This window comes from Pseudomonas sp. B15(2017) (assembly GCF_002113215.1).
Taxonomy (GTDB): Bacteria; Pseudomonadota; Gammaproteobacteria; order Pseudomonadales; family Pseudomonadaceae; genus Aquipseudomonas.
This window is the reverse complement of sequence record NZ_NEJZ01000010.1, coordinates 56,793-79,812: the sequence shown is the minus strand read 5'-3', so window position 1 is coordinate 79,812 and position 23,020 is coordinate 56,793. Positions and strand designations below refer to the sequence as shown.

At 57.8% G+C, this 23,020-nt stretch carries 21 protein-coding genes; 8 read left to right on the top strand and 13 right to left on the bottom strand.

Translation table 11 applies throughout. From position 1 onward, the window contains the following. The first annotated feature begins 68 nt into the window (after positions 1-68). The 5 genes from CAF73_RS16185 (at position 69) to CAF73_RS16165 (ending at position 5,178) form a co-directional block, all read left to right on the top strand. Positions 69-1,058 (top strand): ornithine cyclodeaminase family protein, encoded by a 990-nt coding sequence (locus tag CAF73_RS16185; protein ID WP_085703238.1) that lies wholly within the window; start codon positions 69-71, stop codon positions 1,056-1,058. 63 nt (positions 1,059-1,121) lie between these two features. Next, positions 1,122-2,099 (top strand): NAD(P)-dependent oxidoreductase, encoded by a 978-nt coding sequence (locus tag CAF73_RS16180; protein WP_085703311.1) that lies wholly within the window; start codon positions 1,122-1,124, stop codon positions 2,097-2,099. Next, positions 2,092-2,835, top strand: coding sequence for a class II aldolase/adducin family protein (locus tag CAF73_RS16175; protein WP_085703237.1), 744 nt, complete (start codon positions 2,092-2,094; stop codon positions 2,833-2,835). Before CAF73_RS16180 ends, CAF73_RS16175 begins: the two co-directional genes overlap by 8 nt. Then, entirely contained in the window at positions 2,832-3,977 is a 1,146-nt protein-coding gene (locus tag CAF73_RS16170; RefSeq protein WP_085703236.1) for a histidinol-phosphate transaminase, read from the top strand. Before CAF73_RS16175 ends, CAF73_RS16170 begins: the two co-directional genes overlap by 4 nt. Positions 3,978-4,023: 46 nt before the next feature. After that, positions 4,024-5,178, top strand: a complete 1,155-nt coding sequence (locus CAF73_RS16165; protein WP_234205616.1) for an MFS transporter — start codon at positions 4,024-4,026, stop codon at positions 5,176-5,178. Positions 5,179-5,313: 135 nt separating this feature from the next. Here CAF73_RS16165 and aceA read toward each other — a convergent pair whose 3' ends face one another. From aceA to CAF73_RS16115, 10 genes are all read right to left on the bottom strand, one after another. Next, entirely contained in the window at positions 5,314-6,639 is a 1,326-nt protein-coding gene (gene aceA, locus CAF73_RS16160) for an isocitrate lyase (protein WP_039767419.1), read from the bottom strand. Positions 6,640-7,114: 475 nt separating this feature from the next. Next, positions 7,115-7,867, bottom strand: a complete 753-nt coding sequence (locus CAF73_RS16155) for a secretin N-terminal domain-containing protein (RefSeq protein ID WP_007951453.1) — start codon at positions 7,865-7,867, stop codon at positions 7,115-7,117. A 132-nt stretch (positions 7,868-7,999) separates the two neighbouring features. Continuing rightward, positions 8,000-8,425: a GNAT family N-acetyltransferase gene (locus tag CAF73_RS16150; protein WP_007951452.1), complete on the bottom strand. Its 426-nt coding sequence runs from the start codon at positions 8,423-8,425 to the stop codon at positions 8,000-8,002. After that, the gene (locus tag CAF73_RS16145) at positions 8,418-9,593 is read right to left on the bottom strand and encodes a cupin domain-containing protein (RefSeq protein ID WP_085699125.1); all 1,176 of its coding nucleotides are present in this window, start codon (positions 9,591-9,593) and stop codon (positions 8,418-8,420) included. Before CAF73_RS16145 ends, CAF73_RS16150 begins: the two co-directional genes overlap by 8 nt. Positions 9,594-9,679: 86 nt before the next feature. Continuing rightward, on the bottom strand, positions 9,680-11,050 hold the full coding sequence (gene purB, locus CAF73_RS16140) for an adenylosuccinate lyase (protein WP_085703234.1): 1,371 nt from the start codon (positions 11,048-11,050) through the stop codon (positions 9,680-9,682). A gap of 127 nt (positions 11,051-11,177) precedes the next feature. Continuing rightward, positions 11,178-11,801, bottom strand: coding sequence for a high frequency lysogenization protein HflD (gene hflD, locus CAF73_RS16135; RefSeq protein ID WP_011334953.1), 624 nt, complete (start codon positions 11,799-11,801; stop codon positions 11,178-11,180). Continuing rightward, positions 11,798-12,922 carry a tRNA 2-thiouridine(34) synthase MnmA gene (mnmA, locus tag CAF73_RS16130; protein WP_007951446.1) on the bottom strand — a complete coding sequence of 375 codons (1,125 nt, stop codon included), beginning with the start codon at positions 12,920-12,922 and terminating at the stop codon, positions 11,798-11,800. The genes hflD and mnmA overlap by 4 nt, the downstream gene beginning before the upstream one ends. A 59-nt stretch (positions 12,923-12,981) precedes the next feature. After that, entirely contained in the window at positions 12,982-13,428 is a 447-nt protein-coding gene (locus tag CAF73_RS16125; protein WP_085699131.1) for an NUDIX hydrolase, read from the bottom strand. Between the two features lie 77 nt (positions 13,429-13,505). Then, complete coding sequence (locus CAF73_RS16120; RefSeq protein WP_085703233.1) at positions 13,506-14,171, bottom strand: hypothetical protein; 666 nt, start codon at positions 14,169-14,171, stop codon at positions 13,506-13,508. Positions 14,172-14,583: 412 nt separating this feature from the next. Next, complete coding sequence (locus CAF73_RS16115; RefSeq protein ID WP_085703232.1) at positions 14,584-16,809, bottom strand: NADP-dependent isocitrate dehydrogenase; 2,226 nt, start codon at positions 16,807-16,809, stop codon at positions 14,584-14,586. Between the two features lie 481 nt (positions 16,810-17,290). On the opposite strand from CAF73_RS16115, the gene icd reads away from it, so the two are divergent. Continuing rightward, positions 17,291-18,547, top strand: coding sequence for an NADP-dependent isocitrate dehydrogenase (icd, locus tag CAF73_RS16105; RefSeq protein ID WP_085699137.1), 1,257 nt, complete (start codon positions 17,291-17,293; stop codon positions 18,545-18,547). A 78-nt stretch (positions 18,548-18,625) separates the two neighbouring features. Here the strand turns inward: icd and CAF73_RS16100 are convergent, their stop codons facing one another. Then, complete coding sequence (locus CAF73_RS16100; RefSeq protein ID WP_085699139.1) at positions 18,626-18,907, bottom strand: cold shock domain-containing protein; 282 nt, start codon at positions 18,905-18,907, stop codon at positions 18,626-18,628. Between the two features lie 224 nt (positions 18,908-19,131). Here CAF73_RS16100 and clpS point away from each other — a divergent pair, with 224 nt between their 5' ends. Together clpS and clpA are read left to right on the top strand one after the other, a co-directional pair. Then, the gene (clpS, locus tag CAF73_RS16095) at positions 19,132-19,515 is read left to right on the top strand and encodes an ATP-dependent Clp protease adapter ClpS (protein ID WP_011334948.1); all 384 of its coding nucleotides are present in this window, start codon (positions 19,132-19,134) and stop codon (positions 19,513-19,515) included. A gap of 30 nt (positions 19,516-19,545) precedes the next feature. Further along, a complete protein-coding gene (gene clpA / locus CAF73_RS16090) occupies positions 19,546-21,816 on the top strand; it encodes an ATP-dependent Clp protease ATP-binding subunit ClpA (RefSeq protein WP_085699141.1) in 2,271 nt (756 codons plus the stop codon). A gap of 164 nt (positions 21,817-21,980) precedes the next feature. On the opposite strand, the gene infA is transcribed toward clpA, so the two are convergent. Both infA and CAF73_RS16080 read right to left on the bottom strand, forming a co-directional pair. Further along, entirely contained in the window at positions 21,981-22,199 is a 219-nt protein-coding gene (gene infA, locus CAF73_RS16085) for a translation initiation factor IF-1 (protein ID WP_002553999.1), read from the bottom strand. Positions 22,200-22,311: 112 nt separating this feature from the next. Further along, on the bottom strand, positions 22,312-23,019 hold the full coding sequence (locus tag CAF73_RS16080; RefSeq protein WP_085699144.1) for an arginyltransferase: 708 nt from the start codon (positions 23,017-23,019) through the stop codon (positions 22,312-22,314). Between the last annotated feature and the right edge of the window lies 1 nt (position 23,020).

The window sequence follows — 23,020 nt, the reverse complement described above, 5'->3', positions numbered from 1 at the left end:
GCGTGGAAGCGCTGCCGGTGAGGGAATGGCCGGGACCTTCAAAGAGCCTTGATGGAAAAGGACAAACCATGCTGCTGCTTAATCGTGAAGATATAGGGCGTTGTGTCGAGTTGCCGTCGCTTGTGCGCGTACTCGAAAAAGCTCACCAGGGTTTTTCTCTCGCGGCACCCGTGGTTCCGCCACGTTCGATAATCACGCACTCGCGACAAAAAGCATTCTCTTTGTTCATGCCGGCCTTTTTGCCTGTGAGCCAGACGCTGGGCATCAAAGTGTCGTCGTTTCATCCCGGCAACGCCGTGCTGGGGCGCTCGGCGGTCAATGGCGCGGTTTTGCTGATCGACGTCGATAGCGGCAGGTTATTGGCGATGCTCGACAGTGCCGCTCTTACAGCAATTCGCACCAGTGCCCTGAGTGCGTTGGTGACGGACAAACTCTGCCTGCAGGCCCGGCTCAATCTGGCGGTGATCGGGGCTGGGGCTCAAGCGGCGGCGCATATCCAGGCAATGGCCGCTATCAGGGAATTGGGGCAGGTCAGGATCTTTTCCCGCTCGATGGCCCGCAGTGTCGCCTTGGCCGAACGTCTGTCCATTGAACTTGCGCAGCCGGTCGAGGCTGTTGAGCGCATGGAGGATGCTTTGGCAGACGCGGATATTGTCTGTACGACAACCTCCTACGACAGTCCGCTGCCGTTGATCGGGGTACATCAGCTCAAACCCGATGCCCATATCAATGCCGTTGGCGGCAGTACGCAGCAGGCGTGCGAGGTCGATCCAAAATTGCTGGGCAGTGCTCAAATACATGTCGATCATTTGGACGCCGCATGCCGCGAATCGGGCGAAATTGCCCAGGCCTTGGCGTGGTCGGTGATCAACCGCAAGGACATCCGTGAGATCAGTACTTTGGTTGTCGAGCAGCCTTCGCCGGTTACCCGCAAACAAGGCCTCAGTTACTTCCGCAGTGTTGGCCATGCCAGTCAGGACATGGTGGTTGCCGCCTGCATCTATGGCGCGGCCGTGGAGGGGCATATCGGCCAACAGTGCGACTACCTCAATGCCTGAGAGTCGCCGGGCGCAACGTTTTGAATCAGCAGTGCCAACGACGCAGGAAGGAAAAGGATGCCCATGAATATTTTGATGATCGATTCGCAGCGAGTGAACTACGTCGACCCCGGGGAATATGGCCCGGGGTCGGAGTATCGACACTACGGCGTGGAGGTGACGTTCCGGCCCTCGGATGAGCAACTGGCCAAAGCCGACGGCATCATCGCCTTTCATTCGGTGGTCATCGACGCGCCGCTGATCGCCAGAATGCATCGTTGCCGCGCATTGGTTAAGGCCACGATCGGCCTTGATGATGTGGACGTCGAGGCGTTGAGCGCGCGAGGCATTGTGTGCGCCAACATCGGTTCTGTAGGGGCGGAGGAAGTTGCCGAGCACGCCTTGGCATTGATCCTTTTTGCCCAGCGCAAGCTGTTCGACTACGCGGGACACACCCGCCAGGGAGGCTGGAACTGGCGAGCCCATACCGGTGAAGTGAGAGCCTGTGCAGACACCGTTCTGGGAGTCGTGGGTTATGGTGCAACAGGGCGAGCGTTGGCCCGCAGGGCGGCGGCCCTGGGTTACCGCATCTGTTTTTACGACCCCGGGGTCGAGCGCTGTGCCGAAGGCATTGCCACGGGCGTGACGCTGGATTCACTGCTCGAAACGGCCGATATTCTGTCGCTGCATCTGCCGCTTACCCCGGACACTGCGCATCTTATGAACGACGCGGCATTTTCACGGATGAAGCACGGTGCGACCTTAGTCAATACCGCGCGAGGTGGCATCGTCGACACCGATGCGCTGCTTCGGGCCTTGCAGGCAGGGGGCGTGTCCATGGCTCTGCTGGATGTCGTGCAGGAAGAGCCTGCTCCTCTCCAGGCCTTGATCGAGCATGAGCGGGTGTTATTAACGCCGCATGCCGCTTTTTACAGCGAGCGCTCTCTGGCCCAACTCAAAGCCAATGCCCTGGAAACCCTGCTGGCTCTGTTACAGGGGAAAACAGCCGAAACTGTGGTCAATTCCGATTGTGTATCGCGGGAGGCAGACGGATATGCCTGAATTGAAACGTGCGGGATTTGAATCGTCCCGAGCCGGGTTGCCACCTTGGTTCGACATGGCGATCGGCAACAGCATTGTTCAATACGGTCAGCGGCTGGCGGCGCGACAACTACTGGTCAATACGCTGGGCAATATCGCTGTACGCAGCCGCTCTCAGTACTGGCAACGCGACGTGATCTACACCAAACACCGCGGCATCTCTCTGGAAGAGTGCGGGCTTGAGCATTTGTCGGTGCTGGACATGCAATCCGATGAGCTTTTGCACGGTTGTTTCCGGCCCAGCCAGGGGCACCGGATGCATCGGGAAATCATGCGCTGTCGCGCCGATGTCAATGCGACGGTGCATCTGCATCCCAATGAAGTCATTTCCTTCTTCGCTGTCTCGCAGTGGCGTGAGATGAAATACGTGTCGAACGACACGGCATTGGTCATGGGCAAACCACCGTGCATTCTCGGCGAAGGTGTGAATATCGAGCTGGATGTCAGTGCCATTGGCCGCTGCGCGGGTGACACCAACTGCATTGTCATGCCCGGTCATGGCATTACCTGTTTTGGCCGCGACCTGTCGGAGGCGTTTCATCGCGCCGTGGCATTCACTGCCGAAATCAGCCGCTTGATTACCAGCCAGTTTCTATCGGCCGCCACGGGGAAATCGGTGGTGTATGCCAGTCACGAAGAGGTCAGGCAGATGTATGCGCTTGGCGAGCAGGTGATCTATGGAGGGATGCGCAAATGAAGTTTCACCCTCACATCTCATGTTCCGGATTATGGAAGGCGCCGGAGCGCGATCTTTCATCGGTGTTGCTGGATTTGAACGAAAACCAGTTTTTACAAAGGTTTCTGGCAGGGTTCATCGCCAACGAATTGAAGCCCCAGGATCTGTTCGCCTATCCCAATTACCGGCCGCTCCTTAACCAGCTCGCACAGTACTGCAAGGTCTCCACCGACCGTTTGCTGCTGACCAATGGCGCGGATCAGGCCATCGATCTGGTGATTCGGTTACTGTTTTCGCCAGGGGATCGGGTGGTGGTGCCTTCTCCGGTTTTTTCCTTTTATTACCAGATGCTCGACGTAAACGGTGTGGCTCCCGTGATCGTGGGGTTTGAAAAACAGGCCGAAAAATTCGTGCTGTCCACCGAGGCGGTACTCCAGTCCCTGCAAACCAGCCAAGGGCTGATCCTGTGCAACCCCAACAATCCACTGGGTGTTCGCATCGATCCAGAGCAATTGCAGGTGTTCGTCGAGGCTTGTGTCAGGCAAGACAAACCGATGATCGTGGACGAATGTTATTTCGAGTATTTGCAACAATCTTGTCTGGATGCATTCAGTGCGGTCAGGCAGTTGTTTGTGATTCGTTCGTTTTCCAAGTACTTCGGTCTTGCCGGGTTGCGCCTGGGGTATGTGGTCACGCGACCGGAATCCATACGTGAACTGATGAAAGTGCGTGGCCCATGGGATGTGAACCAAGTAGCGGTGAAAGCCGGGCTGTTCTGTTTGCAGAATCAGAAAGTCTTGCAGCAGGCGCACGATCATCTTGCGCAGATCAAGACTGAAATAATCGAAGTCTGTCGGGCCAACGCGATCGTCGTCTATGAGAGCGACACGAACTTTCTGCTGCTGCAGGATGAGCACGACGGTCGTCTGGCCAGCGCTTTCGCTCAGGCCAATATCCGCGTAAGCAACTGCTCGCAATACCCGCACAGTTTTGGCCTGCTCGACAATTTACTGCGAGTGGCTGTCCCTTCATCGTCGGATCTCAAACTATTGCTGATGGCGATATTGCGCGGGAGCGGCAGCGCGGCTTGTTTGAGCGATGTGAAAATAGAACGCTGGATTGCCGGAAGACCAAAGCTGCGCACTGGCGGAGCATCGCGGTGATGCTCATATGAGGAGATGGCTGAAAAGGATCGGTCTGGCGGCAGGGATGCGCAATATCATTGCGCTGCGCTTGCTGTTCGTCATGGCCAACGCATTGGGGCCTTTTGCGGCATTGTTTTTCCAGCGGCATTACGAGCTCGACAGCGCGGCGGTGGCCTGGGTGATCACGCTGATGTCGGCATTTTATCTGCTGGGTAATCTGTTGGGTGGAGCGCTGATCGGTCGTTTTACCTTCCGGGCACTTTTGATCTGTACGTCGTCCTGTTCATCACTGTTTTTGTTGTTCGCTGCCGTATTCAGTTCAACGATCGCATCAATTGCGATGGTGCTGTTGTTCATGCTGTGCGCAGGCCTGATCACGCCGGTATTCAGTGTGCTTACGTCCCTGGCCGCGGACGACAGCAATCGCATCGCCTCCTTTGGTTATCTGCACCTGGCCAGCAATCTGGGGGGAGCGCTGCTATTTGTGATGGGTGGGTACTTGCTCGGTCTCGACAGTCACTATCTGGTGCTGTTTGCGATGGTTGCCAGTGTGTTGTGCCTGTTGGCGAGTGTGTTTCTGGTGTTGCCGGAGCGTCAGAATGTTTTAACTGAAACCAGAAGTGCTTCCATTCGCGCACTGGCCGATGTGCCAAGGATCGTGATCGTGGCGGGCGCCATGTTTTTTGCGTTGTCGGTGCTGGATGCCCAGCGCGAGTATCAGCTGCCTCTATGGCTTGATCAGGTGACGGAGGGGAAGGCCGCCGGGCTGTTTGGTGCGGTAGGTATCGTCAATGCATTGCTGGTGGTCGTGGTGACGCAGCCTCTGATTGCATTGACGTCGCGTTTCGGGGCGCTGACCAATTTGTCCCTGGCGGCGGTTTTTTACGGTATCGGATTTGGAGCCTATGCCTTTTTCGAGCAAACCGCACTGATCCTCTCGTTTGTTTTCCTCTGGACGCTGGGTGAGATTCTCGGTGTTACCTACATCACTGCGTTGATTGCGCAGAAAACCACGTTGCAAACCCAGGCCAGTCTGTTTTCGATAATTCCTGTAGTGCTGGCGTTGGCGAGGATGGTTTCTGTGGGCATCGGCGCCTCTTTGATCGCCGGGATCGGTTTCCAGTTGAGCTGGAGTGTCTACGGGCTGGTGGGCATTTTGTTCGGAAGCGCTTGTCTTTTACTTGCTACCAGAAAGAGCCGCTATGCGACTGCAGTCTGAAATGGCCTGTTTAAATGGCAGTGATGGTGAAAGCGCGAGTAAAAAAACGCCCCGAACCAGTCGGGGCGTCAGTCTTTCGGCAATGCGGTTAGCTTTCTAAACGGTCCGCAAAGGCCGTTTACTTGGTGAAGTCGATCAGTGGAACTGTTCTTCTTCGGTCGAACCGGTCAGCGCAGTCACCGAGGACGTGCCGCCCTGGATCACGGTGGTCATGTCGTCGAAGTAGCCGGTGCCCACTTCCTGCTGGTGAGCCACGAAGGTGTAACCCTTGGCGGCGTCAGCGAATTCCTGCTCTTGCAGCTTCACGTAGGCAGTCATGTCGTTGCGGGCGTAGTCGTGCGCCAGGTTGAACATGCTGTGCCACATGTTGTGAATGCCGGCCAGGGTGATGAACTGGTGCTTGTAACCCATGGCGGACAGTTCGCGCTGGAACTTGGCGATGGTCGCGTCGTCCAGGTTTTTCTTCCAGTTGAAGGAAGGCGAGCAGTTGTACGACAGGATCTGGTCCGGGTATTCCTTTTTGATCGCTTCGGCGAAGCGACGGGCTTCTTCCAGGTCTGGCTTGGCGGTTTCGCACCAGATCAGGTCGGCGTACGGTGCGTAGGCCAGGCCACGGGCGATTGCCTGGTCCAGACCTGCGCGAACCTTGTAGAAACCTTCCTGGGTACGGGTGCCAGTCACGAACGGCTGGTCGTACGGGTCGCAGTCGGAAGTCAGCAGGTCGGCAGCGTTGGCATCGGTGCGGGCCAGGATGATGGTCGGTACACCGGCCACGTCGGCAGCCAGACGAGCGGCGGTCAGCTTCTGCACGGCTTCCTGGGTTGGAACCAGAACCTTGCCGCCCATGTGGCCGCATTTCTTCACGGAAGCCAGTTGGTCTTCGAAGTGAACGCCGGCGGCGCCTGCTTCGATCATGCTCTTCATCAGCTCGTAGGCATTCAGTACGCCGCCGAAACCGGCTTCGGCGTCAGCCACGATTGGCGCGAAGTAGTCGATGTAGCCTTCGTCGCCCGGGTTCTTGCCGGCTTTCCACTGAATCTGGTCGGCACGACGGAACGAGTTGTTGATGCGCTTGACCACGGTTGGAACCGAGTCCACCGGGTACAGCGACTGGTCCGGGTACATCGATTCGGCGGAGTTGTTGTCCGCAGCGACTTGCCAGCCCGACAGGTAGATCGCCTGGATACCGGCTTTCACCTGTTGAACAGCCTGGCCGCCGGTCAGGGCGCCCATGCAGTTGACGAAATCTTTCTCTGGGCGGAAGGACGGCTTGGCACCCTGGGTGACCAGGTTCCACAGTTTTTCGGCGCCCATTTTTGCAAAGGTGTGCTCTGGTTGAACCGAGCCACGCAGACGGACGACGTCAGCAGCGGAGTAATTGCGAGTCACGCCTTTCCAGCGCGGGTTTTCAGCCCAGTCTTTTTCAAGGGCTGCAATTTGCTGTTCGCGTGTCAGTGCCATGGAGATAAACCTCGTCGCGTCTTTATGAAAAGTTGTTCTGCGGTGGAAAATTCCTTGCGCTCGCTGACCAGAAGCTTAGGTGGTCAGGTCGGGTTCGGCGGGGCAGGCGACGGGATGAACGATGGGCTCGAGGGGAAGTGAGCAGGTAAAGGCAACTGGTGGGCGCATTCGGGTGTCGTGGGCCTTTATGCGAACTACAGTGTAAAGCCGGGTTACCTAATTACGCTTCCGTCCCTCGGGACAACTTCGTTCCAGTCGGCAACCTCGTCAAACACACCTTGTGGGCGGTACAGACACGAAACGGCTCGCGGGGATGGTTGCGAGCAGCGCTTCGAAGGCCCTTGCCAGGGCCTCTGATTAGCGGGAGCGAGGCCATCATGCCTTCGCTTTTTTGGCTCGTCAAACATTTTGTAGTGCTTTTTTTAAAGCACTACATCTTTCGTCTAATACGACTAATCAGTCAGTTTTTGGTGCTTTAGTCCAGTGTGTCGACTTTCACCCGCAAGGTCATGTCATCCCGGCCTTGAGTCGAGTAGCTGCGGGCCAGACCTTGTTTGTCGGCTTGAGTCTGGCGATTCACGCCGGCAAGGGTGATCCATTCGCCCAGTCGTCCGGTGACAGTTGTGTCGGTGCTTTGCACGTTCACTACATCGGGACGTTCCTGGCTCATGCGGTCACGGTTGGTACTGATTGCCAGATGAACGGTTTCGCCAGTGACGCTGGCGGTGACGTAAAACCCCTGTGTGACGTTGCGATATTGGGTCTGGCTGCTGTAATCGCCGTACGAGTTGGTCTGGCTGCTGGTGATCGGTACGCTCTGGCCGACCTGAATCAGCGCCGGCGCACCTTCGCTGGCCTGAATCTGCTGAATTCCGCCGTCTCGGCTGGCAGTGCTGCGGCTGATGATGCGGGTCTGCGCGCCGTTGACCGAATAGCCTTCGTCGCCACGCCCGTTGTTTTCGTTGGTATCGACCGTGATCAGCAGGCGCTTGGGTGCGGTGTCGAGCTGCGAGAGCAAATCCTTGAGCTCTTCGATTTTGCCGGGCTCGGCCTTGACGATCAGTTGGTTGCCGTAGGCGCTGACCTGGCCGTCCTTACCGATGAAGTCCTGAGCGACTGGCAGCATGTCGGCACTGGTGTGGTACTTGAGGGGAACGATTTCTGTGGCTGCCATCACCGAAAAACTGCAGCCGAGCAGCAGGGTGGTGAGCAGGGTGCGTAGGGACATGTCCGTTATCTCCGCTTTCGAAAGGCTTGATATTGCCAGTTTGTCGGCCCGGGGTGGGGCAAGTTGAATCGTAGACAGCAAAACGCCCCGGCATCGGTCGATGGCGGGGCGTTTTGTGGTGCTCATCAAGCGTTATGCCGAATGGCGAACCATGTCGACATGCGGAATCCCGGCTTCGAGGAATTCCTCGCTGACCAGGTTGAAACCCAGGCGCTCATAGAACGCCGTGGCCTGCACCTGCGCGCTGAGCATCTGCTGCTTCAAGCCACGCGCTTCCGCTTCGGCAATCACCGCTTGCATCAGCGCATCGCCGACCTTCAGCCCGCGCCAGTCCTTCAGTACCGAAACCCGGCCAACATGCCCGTCGGGCAAAAGGCGGGCGGTGCCGATCGGAAAGTCGCCTTCGAAAGCCAGGAAATGCACCGCCGTGGCGTCATCGGCGTCCCACTCAAGCTCGGGTGGAACCGATTGTTCGGCAATGAACACCGTTTCGCGAATGCGGCGGATCTCGGCGTTGTCCTTTTGCCAGTCTGCAACACGTACGCGAATCTTATTCATCATCGGCGAACCCCAGACTGCCCTGTTTGACCAGTTCGCACAGCAGGCCGCGACCGTCTTCGTCGCTCAGCCACTCACCAAGGTTGTCGGTGTGCAGGGCGTCGGCGGAGCAGATCAGCTTCAGCAATTCACGCAGCTTGCCCGGCAGGTATCGGCTCTGGCCGCTGGCGAACAGCAGCAGATCGTCATCGACGTCCGACCACGCCAGGCGCGCGCTCGGGTTGCGGATCAGGATGGCGCCGTCTTCGAGCGCACCGAGAAGGTCTTCTTCCTCGACTTCTTCCGGGCCTACCACCAGCTCTGGATAGCGCGGCTCGGTCATGTACTGGCCGAACCAGGTCAGCAACAGGCGTTCGTCGCTCATGTGCTCGGCGAGCAGCGCTTTCAGGCGATCGAGGGCATCGTGCTGGATCTGATGTGGATCGTCGCTGACCGGTTTGGCGTCGGCGTCGGTGTAGCGCTCTTCGTCAGTCAGGAACTGGCTGAGGAAGTCGGTGAAGTGGGTCAGTACTTCAGCGGCGCTTGGAGCGCGGAAGCCGACCGAGTAGGTCATGCAGTCATCGACGGCAACGCCGCAGTGAGCCAGGCGCGGCGGCAGGTAGAGCATGTCGCCCGGTTCCAGGACCCACTCTTCGGTCTCGTGGAATTCGGCGAGGATGCGCAAGTCTGCGTGTTGCAGCAGCGGGCTTTCCGAATCGCACATCTGGCCGATTTTCCAGTTGCGCTTGCCGTGGCCTTGCAGCAGGAACACGTCGTAGTTGTCGAAATGCGGGCCGACGCTGCCACCCGGGGCGGCGAAGCTGATCATCACGTCGTCGACGCGCCAGCTCGGCAGGAAGCGGAAGTTTTCCAGCAGCTCGCTGACTTCCGGCACGAACTGATCGACCGCTTGCACCAGCAGGGTCCAGTCGCGCTCCGGCAGCTTGCTGAATTCGTCTTCGGCGAACGGGCCGCGACGCAGTTCCCAAGGTCGCTCGCCGTGCTCGATCACCAGGCGCGATTCGACTTCTTCTTCCAGGGCCAGGCCGGCGAGTTCGTCGGCGTCGATCGGGCTTTCGAAATCAGGGATCGCCTGGCGGATCAGCAGTGGTTTTTTCTGCCAGTAATCGCGCATGAATTCGCGCGCCGTAAGACCACCCAGAAGTTGAAGAGGAATATCGGGATTCATATGTAACCTATTGAAAAAAAGCATTTTTCAGACGGGAATAAAAACGCCCGGCGCGGCCGGGCGTCTCAAACGGGTCAAGCAGTCGATCAGATGCGTTTGGCTTGCGCTACAGCGTTGCCGATGTAGTTGGCCGGGGTCAGTTGCTTGAGCTCGGCTTTCGCTTCGGCCGGCATGTCCAGGCCATCGATGAAAGTCTGCAGGGCTTCAGGGCTGATGCCCTTGCCGCGAGTCAGTTCTTTCAGCTTCTCGTACGGGTTTTCGATGTTGTAGCGGCGCATCACGGTCTGGATCGGCTCGGCCAGGACTTCCCAGCAAGCGTCCAGGTCGGTAGCGATCTTGTCAGCGTTCAGTTCAAGCTTGCTGATGCCTTTGAGGCTTGCTTCGTACGCGATCACGCTGTGGGCGAAGCCGACACCGAGGTTGCGCAGCACGGTGGAGTCGGTCAGGTCGCGCTGCCAGCGGGAGATTGGCAGTTTGCTCGCCAGATGCTGGAACAGCGCGTTGGCGATGCCCAGGTTGCCTTCGGAGTTTTCGAAGTCGATCGGGTTGACCTTGTGCGGCATGGTCGACGAGCCGATTTCACCGGCGATGGTGCGCTGCTTGAAGTAACCCAGGGAGATGTAGCCCCAGATGTCACGGTCAAAGTCGATCAGGATGGTGTTGAAGCGCGCAATGGCGTCGAACAGCTCGGCGATGTAGTCGTGCGGCTCGATCTGCGTGGTGTACGGGTTGAAGGCCAGACCCAGCTCGTCTTCGATGAAGGCGCGGGCGTTGGCTTCCCAGTCGATCTGCGGATAGGCCGACAGGTGAGCGTTGTAGTTGCCGACAGCGCCGTTGATCTTGCCCAGCAGCGGAACGGCAGCGACCTGCGCGATCTGACGCTCGAGACGATAAACCACGTTCGCCAGCTCTTTGCCCAGAGTGGTCGGCGAAGCCGGCTGGCCGTGGGTGCGCGACAACATTGGCACGTCGGCGAAACGCAGGGCCAATTCGCGGATGGCGTTGGCAGTCTGGCGCATCAGCGGCAGCATCACGTCGTCACGGCCTTCGCGCAACATCAGGGCGTGGGACAGGTTGTTGATGTCCTCGCTGGTGCAGGCAAAGTGGATGAACTCGCTGACCTTGGCCAGCTCCGGCAGCTTGGCCGCCTGCTCTTTTAGCAGGTATTCGATCGCTTTTACGTCGTGGTTGGTGGTGCGCTCGATCTCTTTGACGCGCTCGGCGTGCTCGAGAGAGAAGTTCTCGGCCAGTTCATTCAGAACGGCGTTGGCTTCGGCGGAGAAGGCTGGCACTTCCGGGATGCCGGCGTGAGCGGCCAGGCGCTGGAGCCAGCGCACTTCAACCAGAACGCGGGCACGGATTAGACCGTACTCGCTGAAAATCGGGCGCAGGGCCTGGGTTTTGCCGGCGTAGCGGCCGTCAACAGGGGAAACCGCAGTGAGCGAAGAGAGCTGCATGGGGTGTTCTCGGACAGTCGGGCAACGAAATGGGGCGCGTATCATACATGAAAAAATCCGCCGGTCCGTCGCCAACTGACCGGCGTATTACGCGTTACAGCCTACAAGGCTTTTATTGCGCGGCGATTTACTCGCTGCGCATCAACGGATACAGCTCTTTGAGCAACTTGCGCCGACTCACGACCAACTGCCAGCGATGACCGCCGAGCTGACGCCACAGGCGTGCCGAGCGAATGCCGGCGAGCAGCAGGGCGCGGATCTTCGAGGCATTGCTCGGCTGCTGCAGATTGCGCATGTCGCCGTGCACCTGAATGCGTTGGCGCAACGTGCTCAGGGTGTCCTGATACAGCGCGCCGCAGGCCGCGATCACGTTTTCGTGGGCCGGGCCGAAATGCTCGACCTGCGACTGGATCTGCGGCAAACGCTTGCCGATCACATCGAGCATGTCGTCGCGTTTGGCCAGCTGTCGCTCGAGGCCAAGCATCGACAACGCGTAGCGCAGCGGTTCGCGCTGCAAGGTGCTCGGATCGCGCTCGAGGGCGCCGATCAGCGCGCGGTAACCTTCGCGCAGGTTGATATCGTCGCCGCCGTACACATCCAGGGTGTCTTTCGGGTCGCGAACCAGCAGACTGCCGAGCATGCAGCTCAGGCCGGCCTCGTTGGTCTGGCCGGTCTTGGCGATCCGGTCCACCAGCACGGCGGCGAGAAACACGCCGCCCAGCGCCGTCAGTTGCTCCTGAGTCGGGCTCATGCCTGGCCGCTCCACGGCTCGGCAACTTCGATCACGCCGCCACCGAGGCAGATTTCTCCGTCATAGAACACCACCGACTGGCCCGGCGTGACCGCGCGCTGCGGCTCATCGAACACGGCGCGATAACCGGTTGCGGTTTTTTCCAGGGTGCAGGCCTGATCGCTCTGGCGATAACGGACCTTGGCAGTCAGTCGCAACGGCTGGCTCAGATCGATCGGGTTGACCCAATAGATTTCCGAAGCGAGCAGGGCGCTGGAGAACAGCCACGGATGGTTGTTGCCCTGGCCGACGATCAGCTCGTTGGTGTCCAGATCCTTGCGCAGCACGTACCACGGCTCGTCGCCAGCGTCTTTCAGTCCGCCGATGCCCAGGCCTTGGCGCTGGCCGATGGTGTGATACATCAAGCCGTGGTGACGGCCGATGACTTCGCCTTCGGTGGTCTTGATCTCGCCCGGCTGTGCCGGCAGGTATTGCTTGAGGAAATCGCTGAAACGGCGCTCGCCGATGAAGCAGATCCCGGTGGAATCCTTCTTCTTGGCGGTCGCCAGCTCGTATTTCTCGGCAATGGCACGGACTTCCGGTTTTTCCAGCTCGCCGACCGGGAACAGGGTCTTGGCGATCTGTTCACCGCCGACGGCGTGCAGGAAGTAGCTCTGATCCTTGTTCGGATCCAGGCCCTTGAGCAGTTCGGTGCGGCCATCGATGTCGCGGCGGCGCACGTAGTGACCGGTGGCGATCAGGTCCGCGCCGAGCATCATGGCGTAGTCGAGAAACGCCTTGAACTTGATCTCGCGGTTGCACAGGATGTCCGGGTTCGGCGTGCGGCCGGCCTTGTATTCGGCCAGGAAGTGCTCGAACACGTTGTCCCAGTACTCGGCGGCGAAGTTGGCGGTGTGCAGCTTGATACCGATCTTGTCGCACACGGCCTGTGCATCCGCCAGGTCGTCCATGGCGGTGCAGTATTCCGTTCCGTCGTCTTCTTCCCAGTTCTTCATGAACAGGCCTTCCACTTCATAGCCCTGCTCGATCAGCAGGAGAGCGGAAACGGAAGAGTCCACGCCGCCGGACATGCCGACAATGACGCGCTTCTTGGATGTGTCAGAAGGGGCTGGATCACGCATAGGGATTCAATGAGTGTCTTGAAAAAGGACGCGATTCTATCAGGCTCACGCCCTCAAGGCTAAAGGGAAGGGCGGATCAGTTCGAGGCCGAAGCGATTGCCGGCCAGATAATCATCGATGCAACGGATGATCAGCTCGCTGCGCCAGTTATCGCGCTGGGCCAATAATTCGTCGCGGGTCAGCCACTTGGCGCCGACTATGCCGTCGTCCAGTTGATAATCCGGGTGGTGCTTGACGGCTTTGGCGCTGAAGCACACGCGTTGGTAAGTCACGCCGTTGCTCGGTGCGGTGTACAGATAAATGCCGATCACGGCGGTGGGTTCGACATCCCAGCCGGTTTCTTCGAGGGTTTCGCGCACGGCGGCTTCGATCAGGGTTTCGTCCGGATCCAGATGGCCGGCCGGCTGATTGAGTACGTTACGCCCGGCCTTGTGTTCCTCGACCATCAGGAAACGACCGTTGTCCTCGACGATGGTAGCGACGGTGATGTGGGGTTGCCAGTTCATGGACTGCTCTTGCTCGGGGGAGGGGCGCAAGTAAACAACAAGGCGTCGTAGTCCTCAACCGATTCATGCAGGTCTGCTTAATAAGGCATGCTCATAAAGTTTTTTGATTGAAAGCCATAACTTTCCAGGAAAGTCGAAATTTTTGAAATCTGTTCGTTCGTAAGTGCGGGTATTAATGAAATTACATTAAAGACTTGAACGTTACCCGCAAAGCAGTGCCACTCGACAAGTGCGTAGGGGTCCGCCCAAATATACCGAGATGGAATGTTCGTGCCTCCAAATCCATAAGGCGCAGATCCTGGACTTGGATTGACAATGTTGACACTCAAGTCTGTGGCGATGAGATTCTTGGGGATGGCTTGTACGTAATACCATTTATCGACGGGGTTGTGATCGTAGACATCAACTTTTCCCACTGCCCAAAATATGGGTGCCAGCAAGTCCGGGAAAGTCACTCGGGGTTTGGTTGCCAGAATCTGGGATTCGTCTGTCGCAGCCATACCACCATTTATTTTTTGATGGATCCAGCGGTAATACGCCTGATTTCCAAAAGGTAAATAAACTCTGAAACCTTGTGGCAGGCCTTTCAGAGTGTTGAAGAGTTGCATAGGGACCTGGAGGGCGGGAGGGTCAGTGCATGGTCCATCACTGATTGCCGGGTCATTCCATGAGAGAGTGTCGGCAGATGCTGAAGATATAAGTGCGGCCAATGCAAAGCTGGTGAGTAGGCTCGACGGTTTCATTTTTATCTCCTTGCGAGGTTTAAAGGTATCTGAAAAAGTTGTCTCTCAAAGTTTTTGTTGGGCTCGGATGTCTGCATCGGGGATGCAAGGTGTTGATTCGACTCGCTCGTTTTTTATTATTGATTCCGGAGTAATGGCCGGTCGGCTATTTCGGTGTTTTGTGTTATCGGGAGCGTGAGTGAGGTGGCAGATATTTTATTTTGAGTGTTCTGAGATTAGTGGCTTGCTCGAGTCTTGTGACCTGTCAACTTTGACAGTTGATTATGCTTTTTTGCGATCGTCCATTGCGACGATGTGGAATAAGGCGCTCGATTCTCGGGGGGGGTAAGTAAGACCGAAAACAAAATTTCAACCTTTTGAAAAAAACAAACCCCGGCGCATGGCCGGGGTTTGTGAAGTTCCCTTTACAACCTTATACCAGCGCAGCAATCGCCGCGTTGAGGGTTGCGCTTGGGCGCATGGCCTTACTGATCAGCTCGGCATTGGCGTGGTAGTAACCGCCGATGTCCACTGGCTTGCCTTGAACGGCATTGAGCTCGGCGACGATGGTCGCTTCGTTCTCGGTCAGGGTCTTGGCCAGAGTCGCGAACTGCGCTTGCAGTGCAGCGTCTTCAGTCTGGGCGGCCAGGGCTTGAGCCCAGTACATCGCCAGGTAGAAGTGGCTGCCGCGGTTGTCGATGTTGCCGACTTTGCGCGATGGCGACTTGTTGTTGTCCAGGAACTGGCCAGTGGCCTGGTCCAGGGTCTTGGACAGAACCAGCGCTTTCGGGTTGTTGTAGTTAACACCCAGGTGCTCGAGAGAAGCGGCCAGGGCCAGGAATTCACCCAGCGAATCCCAGCGCAGGAAGTTCTCTTCGACCAGCTGCTGCACGTGCTTGGGCGCCGAACCGCCAGCGCCGGTTTCGAACAGACCACCACCGTTCATCAGCGGCACGATCGACAGCATCTTGGCGCTGGTGCCCAGTTCCATGATCGGGAACAGGTCGGTCAGGTAGTCACGCAGTACGTTGCCGGTCACCGAGATGGTGTCCTTGCCTTCGCGGGTGCGCTGCAGGGTGTACTTCATGGCGTCGACCGGCGACATGATCTGGATGTCCAGACCGGCGGTGTCGTGATCCTTCAGGTAAGCCTGAACCTTCTCGATCACCACGCCGTCGTGGGCGCGCATCGGGTCCAGCCAGAAAATGGCCGGGGTGCTGCTTGCGCGAGCACGATTGACGGCCAGTTTGACCCAGTCCTGGATCGGCGCGTCTTTGGTCTGGCACATGCGGAAGATGTCGCCGGCTTCAACAGCCTGCTCCATCAGCAGGGTGCCTTTGCTGTCGGTCACGCGAACCACGCCGTCGGCCTTGATCTGGAAGGTCTTGTCGTGGGAACCGTATTCTTCAGCCTTTTTAGCCATCAGGCCAACGTTTGGCACGCTGCCCATGGTGGTTGGATCGAAAGCGCCATTGGCTTTGCAATCTTCGATCACGGCCTGGTAGATGGTGGCGTAGCAACGATCCGGGATCACAGCCTTGGTGTCGTGCAACTGGCCGTCGGTGCCCCACATCTTGCCGGAGTCACGGATCATGGCCGGCATCGAGGCGTCGACGATGACGTCGCTCGGCACGTGCAGGTTGGTAATGCCTTTGTCGGAGTTGACCATCGCCAGCGACGGACGAACGGCGTAGACCGCTTGAATGTCAGCTTCGATCTGGGCTTGCTGTTCGGCCGGCAGGGATTTGATGCGGGCGTACAGGTCGCCGATGCCGTTGTTCAGGTTGAAGCCGATTTCGGCCAGCACGTCGGCGTGCTTGGTCAGGGCGTCCTTGTAGAACTCGGCAACTATCTGGCCGAACATGATCGGGTCGGAGACCTTCATCATGGTGGCTTTGAGGTGAACCGACAGCAGCACGCCTTGTTGCTTGGCGCTGTCGATTTCAGCGGCGATGAACGCGCGCAGGGCCTTTTTGCTCATGACGGAGCAGTCAAGGATCTCGCCCGCCTGAACGGTGGTTTTTTCTTTCAGGACGGTCGCGGTGCCGTCTTTGGCGATCAGCTCGATCTTCACGGCGTCAGCGGCGTCGACCAGGGCAGCTTTTTCGCTGCCGTAGAAATCACCGGTGCTCATGTGAGCGACGTGGGACTTGGAGTCCTTGGCCCAGGCGCCCATTTTGTGCGGGTGCTTGCGAGCGTAGTTCTTGACCGACAGCGGAGCGCGACGGTCGGAGTTGCCTTCACGCAGGACCGGGTTCACGGCGCTGCCCTTGACCTTGTCGTAGCGCGCCTTGGCTTCTTTTTCGGCGTCGTTGGTCACGGTTTCCGGGTAGTCCGGCAGGTTGTAGCCCTGGGCTTGCAGTTCTTTGATCGCGGCTTGCAGCTGCGGAACCGAGGCGCTGATGTTCGGCAGCTTGATGATGTTGGCTTCAGGCGTAACGGCCAGGTCGCCCAGTTCGGCGAGGTGGTCGGCTACGGCTTTGTCGCCCAGTTGCTCGGGGAAGCTGGCCAGAATGCGTGCTGCAAGAGAGATATCGCGGGTTTCCACGGCGATATCGGCCGAGGCGGTGTAAGCCTCGATGATCGGCAGCAGGGAATAGGTGGCGAGGGCTGGAGCTTCGTCGGTGAAGGTATAGATGATCTTCGAGCGGGTGGGCATATTCGGATTAACTCTCTCTTCTTTGCTAAAGCGTGCGCAGAAACTCGAGGGGCGCCGGGTAAGCGCGTTCGTTCAAAGTCATCCATGAACCGAATGTCGAGAATCTTCGCGGTGATGTTGGGTGCATCAGTAGAGCGTCAAGCAGTCGGACTGCGGTAACAACCCGACCAATCAGGCGGAAAGTCTCGTGCTAGAGAGGCCAGCCGTCGTGACCCTTTGGTCAGCGGGCGGCATTATACATAGGTAGCTGGCAATCTGCCGATGGTTCATATGCAACGATTCTCGTCCATTGGTCTAAAGGTCGCAGGGCGGGGTGGGGCGTAGAGTCGCCGTGAATGCTTGAGATTGGCGCTTTTCCCTTTGCTTTCAGGCTTGTACGAAACGAGATGTGGTCGGGCCCGGAACAGAGGGTTTGCGTGTTGATTCAACTGGGTTACGCTCGAACCAAGCCAGATGTTCAATCCAAACAATGGAGTTCAGCATGGGTTACAAGAAGATTCAGGTTCCAGCCGTCGGCGACAAAATCACCGTCAACGCAGACCATTCTCTCAATGTCCCTGATAACCCGATCATTCCCTTCATCGAAGGTGACGGCATTGGCGTCGACGTCAGCCCTGTGATGATCAAAGTGGTTGATGCTGCCGTAGAAAAAGCCTACGGGGGCAAGCGCAAGATTTCCTGGATGGAGGTTTATGCTGGCGAAAAAGCAACTCAGGTTTATGACCAGGACACCTGGCTGCCCCAGGAAACCCTGGACGCCGTCAAGGATTACGTGGTTTCCATCAAAGGCCCGCTGACCACTCCGGTCGGTGGTGGTATCCGCTCCCTCAACGTTGCCCTGCGCCAACAGCTCGATCTCTATGTCTGCCTGCGCCCGGTGGTGTGGTTCGACGGCGTGCCAAGCCCGGTGAAAAAGCCTGGCGACGTCGACATGGTGATTTTCCGCGAGAACTCCGAAGACATTTATGCCGGTATCGAATGGAAGGCCGGCTCGCCTGAGGCCACCAAGGTCATCAAGTTCCTGAAAGAAGAAATGGGCGTCACCAAGATCCGTTTCGACCAGGATTGCGGTATCGGCATCAAGCCTGTTTCCAAGGAAGGCACCAAGCGTCTGGTGCGCAAGGCCCTGCAGTACGTGGTGGACAACGACCGCAAGTCGCTGACCATCGTGCACAAGGGCAACATCATGAAATTCACCGAAGGTGCCTTCAAGGACTGGGGTTACGAGGTGGCGAAGGAAGAATTCGGCGCCGAGCTGCTGGATGGCGGCCCATGGATGAAGTTCAAGAACCCGAAAACCGGCCGCGAAGTCGTCGTCAAGGACGCCATTGCCGACGCCATGCTTCAGCAGATCCTGCTGCGTCCGGCCGAATACGACGTGATCGCCACCCTCAATCTCAACGGTGACTACCTGTCCGACGCCCTGGCGGCGGAAGTGGGCGGTATCGGTATCGCGCCGGGTGCCAACCTGTCCGACACCGTGGCCATGTTCGAGGCGACCCACGGTACTGCGCCGAAATATGCCGGCAAGGACCAGGTCAACCCGGGCTCGGTGATTCTGTCGGCGGAGATGATGCTGCGTCACCTGGGCTGGACCGAGGCGGCCGACCTGATCATCAAGGGCACCAACGGCGCCATCAAGGCCAAAACCGTGACCTACGACTTCGAGCGTCTGATGGAAGGCGCCACGCTGGTATCTTCTTCGGGCTTCGGTGAGGCGATCGTCAAGCACATGTAAAAAGGCAGCTGCAACGAAACCGCCCGGCTCGAGTGATCGAGCCGGGCGGTTTGCTTTCTGGCAGGTGTCCGTGTTGCTTCAACTGGTCACTGACTGATGCTGAACAGCGGTCGAGGCGGCATCTTTTGCAGCGTCGGCATTCTGAATTTTTGTGGCATGCAGGCCTTTGGGCCCTTGCACGATCTCGAATTTGACGATTTGCCCGGCTTTGAGGGTTTTGTATCCGTCCATTTCAATGGCGGAGTAGTGGGCAAAGAAATCGATCTCTTTGCCGTCCTCGTCCTTCCCCTCGCGGGAGTCGGTGTTGATGAAACCGAACCCCTTGGCATTGTTGAACCATTTCACCTTGCCGACAGCCATGCTCAAATCCCTCTGCAACAGTCTCCATCGCTGGAGTATCATCCAATTCATCCGTAGTCGAATCCGTTAAAAAGATTGACTCCGCGGATCTTTTTTCCCCACTGTGGGTTCTATTGGTTGTAACACCGTTTTCCCGATAGTCAAGGTGACCGGGCAGTCGGAGTTGAAAACGTGTCAAGCCGCCCCCACCACTGTATTTGCACAACTGACGAACCTTTCTTTCCATGCATGCAATCAGCCAGATTCGACTAACATTCAATCAGGATCGCCCGCTTCTCCAAAAGGATCTTCCACAGGAGCACGACGACGATTCGGCAGGCGTTGCTGTTCAGGAAGCAAAGCCCGCGTTACAGGCGCCGCCGATGTACAAGGTGGTTTTGTTCAATGATGACTACACACCGATGGATTTCGTCGTCGAAGTGCTCGAGGTGTTTTTTAACCTGAATCGCGAGCTGGCGACCAAGGTCATGCTGGCCGTCCACACAGAAGGGCGGGCAGTATGTGGAGTGTTTACCCGCGACATCGCCGAGACAAAGGCCATGCAGGTCAACCAGTACGCCAGGGAAAGCCAGCATCCGCTACTCTGTGAAATCGAGAAGGACGGTTAATCGCCGACCACTTGGGTATGAGGTGAAGCTATGTTAAACCGCGAGCTCGAAGTCACCCTCAATCTTGCCTTCAAGGAGGCTCGTTCGAAGCGTCATGAATTCATGACCGTCGAACACCTGCTGCTGGCCCTATTGGACAATGAGGCTGCCGCCACTGTATTGCGTGCCTGCGGCGCAAACCTCGACAAACTCAAGCACGACCTGCAGGAGTTCATCGACTCCACCACGCCACTGATCCCCGTCCACGACGAGGATCGCGAAACCCAGCCAACCCTGGGCTTCCAGCGTGTGCTGCAACGTGCTGTCTTTCATGTGCAGAGCTCGGGCAAGCGCGAAGTGACCGGCGCCAACGTGCTGGTTGCAATCTTCAGTGAGCAAGAGAGTCAGGCGGTGTTCCTGCTGAAACAGCAGAGCGTTGCACGCATTGATGTCGTCAATTACATCGCTCACGGCATTTCCAAAGTGCCGGGGCATGGCGATCACTCTGAAGGTGAACAAGATATGCAGGACGACGAGGGCGGTGAGTCTTCTTCTTCAGGCAATCCGCTGGATGCGTATGCCAGCAATCTCAACGAACTCGCGCGCCAGGGCCGGATCGATCCGCTGGTTGGGCGTGAAACGGAAGTCGAGCGTGTGGCGCAGATTCTCGCGCGCCGTCGCAAGAACAATCCGCTGCTGGTAGGCGAGGCGGGCGTGGGTAAAACCGCGATTGCCGAAGGCCTGGCCAAGCGCATCGTCGACAATCAGGTGCCGGACCTGCTGGCCAACAGCGTCGTTTATTCCCTTGATCTGGGTGCTTTGCTCGCGGGCACCAAGTATCGCGGTGATTTCGAGAAGCGCTTCAAGGCGTTGCTCAGCGAACTGAAAAAACGTCCGCAGGCGATCCTGTTCATCGACGAAATCCACACCATTATCGGTGCGGGTGCTGCGTCCGGTGGCGTGATGGATGCCTCGAACCTGCTCAAGCCGCTGCTGTCGTCTGGCGACATTCGCTGCATCGGCTCGACCACGTTCCAGGAATTCCGTGGCATTTTCGAAAAAGACCGTGCTCTGGCACGGCGCTTCCAGAAGGTCGACGTCGTCGAGCCGTCGGTGGAAGACACCATCGGTATCCTGCGTGGCCTGAAAGGTCGTTTCGAACAGCACCACAACATCGAATACAGCGATGAGTCGCTGCGCGCCGCTGCGGAACTGGCTTCGCGCTACATCAATGACCGGCACATGCCGGACAAGGCCATCGATGTGATCGACGAGGCTGGCGCTTTCCAGCGTCTGCAACCGGTCGAGAAGCGTGTGAAGCGCATCGAAGTGTCTGAGGTCGAGGACATCGTGGCGAAAATCGCGCGGATTCCGCCGAAGCATGTCACCAGCTCCGACAAGGAACTGCTGCGCAACCTCGAGCGTGACCTGAAACTGACGGTGTTCGGTCAGGACGCGGCGATCGATTCGCTGTCGACCGCGATCAAACTGTCCCGTGCCGGTCTCAAGTCGCCTGACAAGCCTGTCGGTTCGTTCCTGTTTGCAGGTCCGACCGGTGTCGGTAAAACCGAAGCCGCGCGTCAACTGGCCAAGGCGTTGGGCATTGAGCTGGTTCGCTTCGACATGTCCGAGTACATGGAGCGCCACACCGTATCGCGTCTGATCGGTGCACCTCCGGGTTATGTCGGTTTCGACCAGGGCGGTCTGTTGACCGAGGCGATCACCAAGCAACCACATTGCGTATTGCTGCTCGATGAAATCGAGAAGGCGCATCCGGAAGTCTTCAACCTGCTGCTGCAGGTGATGGACCACGGTACGCTGACCGACAACAACGGGCGCAAGGCGGATTTCCGCAACGTGATCGTGATCATGACCACCAACGCCGGTGCTGAAACGGCGGCGCGTGCTTCGATCGGTTTCACCCATCAGGACCACTCGTCCGATGCGATGGAAGTGATCAAGAAGAGCTTCACGCCGGAATTCCGCAACCGCCTGGATACCATCATTCAGTTTGGTCGCCTCAGTCATGAGGTCATCAAAAGCGTGGTGGACAAGTTCCTCACCGAGCTTCAGGCGCAGCTGGAAGACAAGCGTGTGCTTCTGGAAGTTACCGATGCGGCGCGCAGCTGGCTGGCGGCCGGTGGTTACGATTCGGCCATGGGCGCTCGTCCGATGGCGCGTCTGATCCAGGACAAGATCAAGCGTCCGCTGGCGGAGGAGATTCTGTTTGGCGAACTGGCCGAGCATGGCGGTGTGGTTCACATCGACATCAAGGATGGTGAGCTGACGTTTGACTTCGAGACTACTGCGGAAATGGCCTGATGGTTGTTGGTCTGTTGTAAAGCGAAAGGCGCCTTTTGGTGCCTTTTTGCTGTCTGCGGTTTTGGGTGTATAGCCGTTACCGCAGCAACGGATATACACCCAAACTCAAAAAACGCACAGACAAAAACGCCCGGCATTAAGCCGGGCGTTCTGTATTGACTTGATTAGCGAGCGCGGTAAGTAATACGCCCTTTGCTCAAGTCATAGGGCGTCAGCTCGACGCGCACTTTGTCACCGGTAAGAATACGAATGTAGTTCTTGCGCATCTTGCCGGAGATATGCGCGGTTACGACGTGCCCATTTTCCAATTCCACGCGAAACATGGTGTTTGGCAGGGTGTCGACGACAGTGCCTTCCATTTCGAAGCTGTCTTCTTTCGACATGCAGTAAAGCCCTCGGTGTCCAGTGAATGGCCCGGTGCAACTGCGCCAGGCAAAAGCGGCGTGCATTGTGCCCGAAAAATGGGGTTTACGCCAAGGGGTTTAGGGTTTGCGTTTAGTTCAGGATGACCCAGCGCTGGTTGATCAGCAGTTCGATAGGCCGATATTGGGTCTTGTAGTTCATCTTTTTGCAGTTTTTGATCCAGTAGCCAAGGTACACCGCCTCAAGCCCCAGGCGCCGGGCTTCGGCGATTTGCCAGAGGATCGCGTAGCGCCCCAGGCTGCGGCGTTCTTCCTGCGGTTCGTAGAAGGTATAGACCGCCGACAGTCCGTTGGGCAGCAGATCGGTCACGGCAACCGCCAGTAACCGTCCGTCGAGCCGGAACTCGTAAAAGCGTGAGAAGGGCAGGTCGCGTACCAGAAAAGTCGAGAATTGATCCCGGCTCGGCGGGTACATGTCGCCGTCGGCGTGGCGCTGTTCGATGTAGCGCTGATAGAGGTCGAAGTATTCTTCGCTGAATGCCGGCTTGACCGGGCGCACCTGCAAATCGATGTTGCGTTTGAAAATGCGTTTTTGCTGACGGTTGGGGGTGAACTGCGCCACCGGGATGCGCGCCGGCACGCAAGCATTGCAATTCTGGCAATGCGGGCGGTACAGATGGTCGCCGCTGCGACGAAAGCCCATTTCTGACAGGTCTGCGTAGACATGCACATCCATGGGCTGGCTCGGGTCGAGAAACAGGGTCGTCGCCTGTTCCTCGGGCAGATAACTGCAAGAGTGAGGCTGAGTGGCATAAAACTTCAACCGCGCCAACTCGGTCATG

What these genes read in the sequence shown, in the direction of transcription:
- CAF73_RS16185 (WP_085703238.1), top strand. Translation starts at nt 69, where the DNA reads ATGCTGCTGCTTAATCGTGAAGATATAGGGCGTTGTGTCGAGTTGCCG.
- CAF73_RS16180 (WP_085703311.1), top strand. Translation starts at nt 1,122, where the DNA reads ATGAATATTTTGATGATCGATTCGCAGCGAGTGAACTACGTCGACCCC.
- CAF73_RS16175 (WP_085703237.1), top strand. Translation starts at nt 2,092, where the DNA reads ATGCCTGAATTGAAACGTGCGGGATTTGAATCGTCCCGAGCCGGGTTG.
- CAF73_RS16170 (WP_085703236.1), top strand. Translation starts at nt 2,832, where the DNA reads ATGAAGTTTCACCCTCACATCTCATGTTCCGGATTATGGAAGGCGCCG.
- CAF73_RS16165 (WP_234205616.1), top strand. Translation starts at nt 4,024, where the DNA reads ATGCGCAATATCATTGCGCTGCGCTTGCTGTTCGTCATGGCCAACGCA.
- aceA (WP_039767419.1), bottom strand. Translation starts at nt 6,639, where the DNA reads ATGGCACTGACACGCGAACAGCAAATTGCAGCCCTTGAAAAAGACTGG.
- CAF73_RS16155 (WP_007951453.1), bottom strand. Translation starts at nt 7,867, where the DNA reads ATGTCCCTACGCACCCTGCTCACCACCCTGCTGCTCGGCTGCAGTTTT.
- CAF73_RS16150 (WP_007951452.1), bottom strand. Translation starts at nt 8,425, where the DNA reads ATGAATAAGATTCGCGTACGTGTTGCAGACTGGCAAAAGGACAACGCC.
- CAF73_RS16145 (WP_085699125.1), bottom strand. Translation starts at nt 9,593, where the DNA reads ATGAATCCCGATATTCCTCTTCAACTTCTGGGTGGTCTTACGGCGCGC.
- purB (WP_085703234.1), bottom strand. Translation starts at nt 11,050, where the DNA reads ATGCAGCTCTCTTCGCTCACTGCGGTTTCCCCTGTTGACGGCCGCTAC.
- hflD (WP_011334953.1), bottom strand. Translation starts at nt 11,801, where the DNA reads ATGAGCCCGACTCAGGAGCAACTGACGGCGCTGGGCGGCGTGTTTCTC.
- mnmA (WP_007951446.1), bottom strand. Translation starts at nt 12,922, where the DNA reads ATGCGTGATCCAGCCCCTTCTGACACATCCAAGAAGCGCGTCATTGTC.
- CAF73_RS16125 (WP_085699131.1), bottom strand. Translation starts at nt 13,428, where the DNA reads ATGAACTGGCAACCCCACATCACCGTCGCTACCATCGTCGAGGACAAC.
- CAF73_RS16120 (WP_085703233.1), bottom strand. Translation starts at nt 14,171, where the DNA reads ATGAAACCGTCGAGCCTACTCACCAGCTTTGCATTGGCCGCACTTATA.
- CAF73_RS16115 (WP_085703232.1), bottom strand. Translation starts at nt 16,809, where the DNA reads ATGCCCACCCGCTCGAAGATCATCTATACCTTCACCGACGAAGCTCCA.
- icd (WP_085699137.1), top strand. Translation starts at nt 17,291, where the DNA reads ATGGGTTACAAGAAGATTCAGGTTCCAGCCGTCGGCGACAAAATCACC.
- CAF73_RS16100 (WP_085699139.1), bottom strand. Translation starts at nt 18,907, where the DNA reads ATGGCTGTCGGCAAGGTGAAATGGTTCAACAATGCCAAGGGGTTCGGT.
- clpS (WP_011334948.1), top strand. Translation starts at nt 19,132, where the DNA reads ATGCATGCAATCAGCCAGATTCGACTAACATTCAATCAGGATCGCCCG.
- clpA (WP_085699141.1), top strand. Translation starts at nt 19,546, where the DNA reads ATGTTAAACCGCGAGCTCGAAGTCACCCTCAATCTTGCCTTCAAGGAG.
- infA (WP_002553999.1), bottom strand. Translation starts at nt 22,199, where the DNA reads ATGTCGAAAGAAGACAGCTTCGAAATGGAAGGCACTGTCGTCGACACC.
- CAF73_RS16080 (WP_085699144.1), bottom strand. Translation starts at nt 23,019, where the DNA reads ATGACCGAGTTGGCGCGGTTGAAGTTTTATGCCACTCAGCCTCACTCT.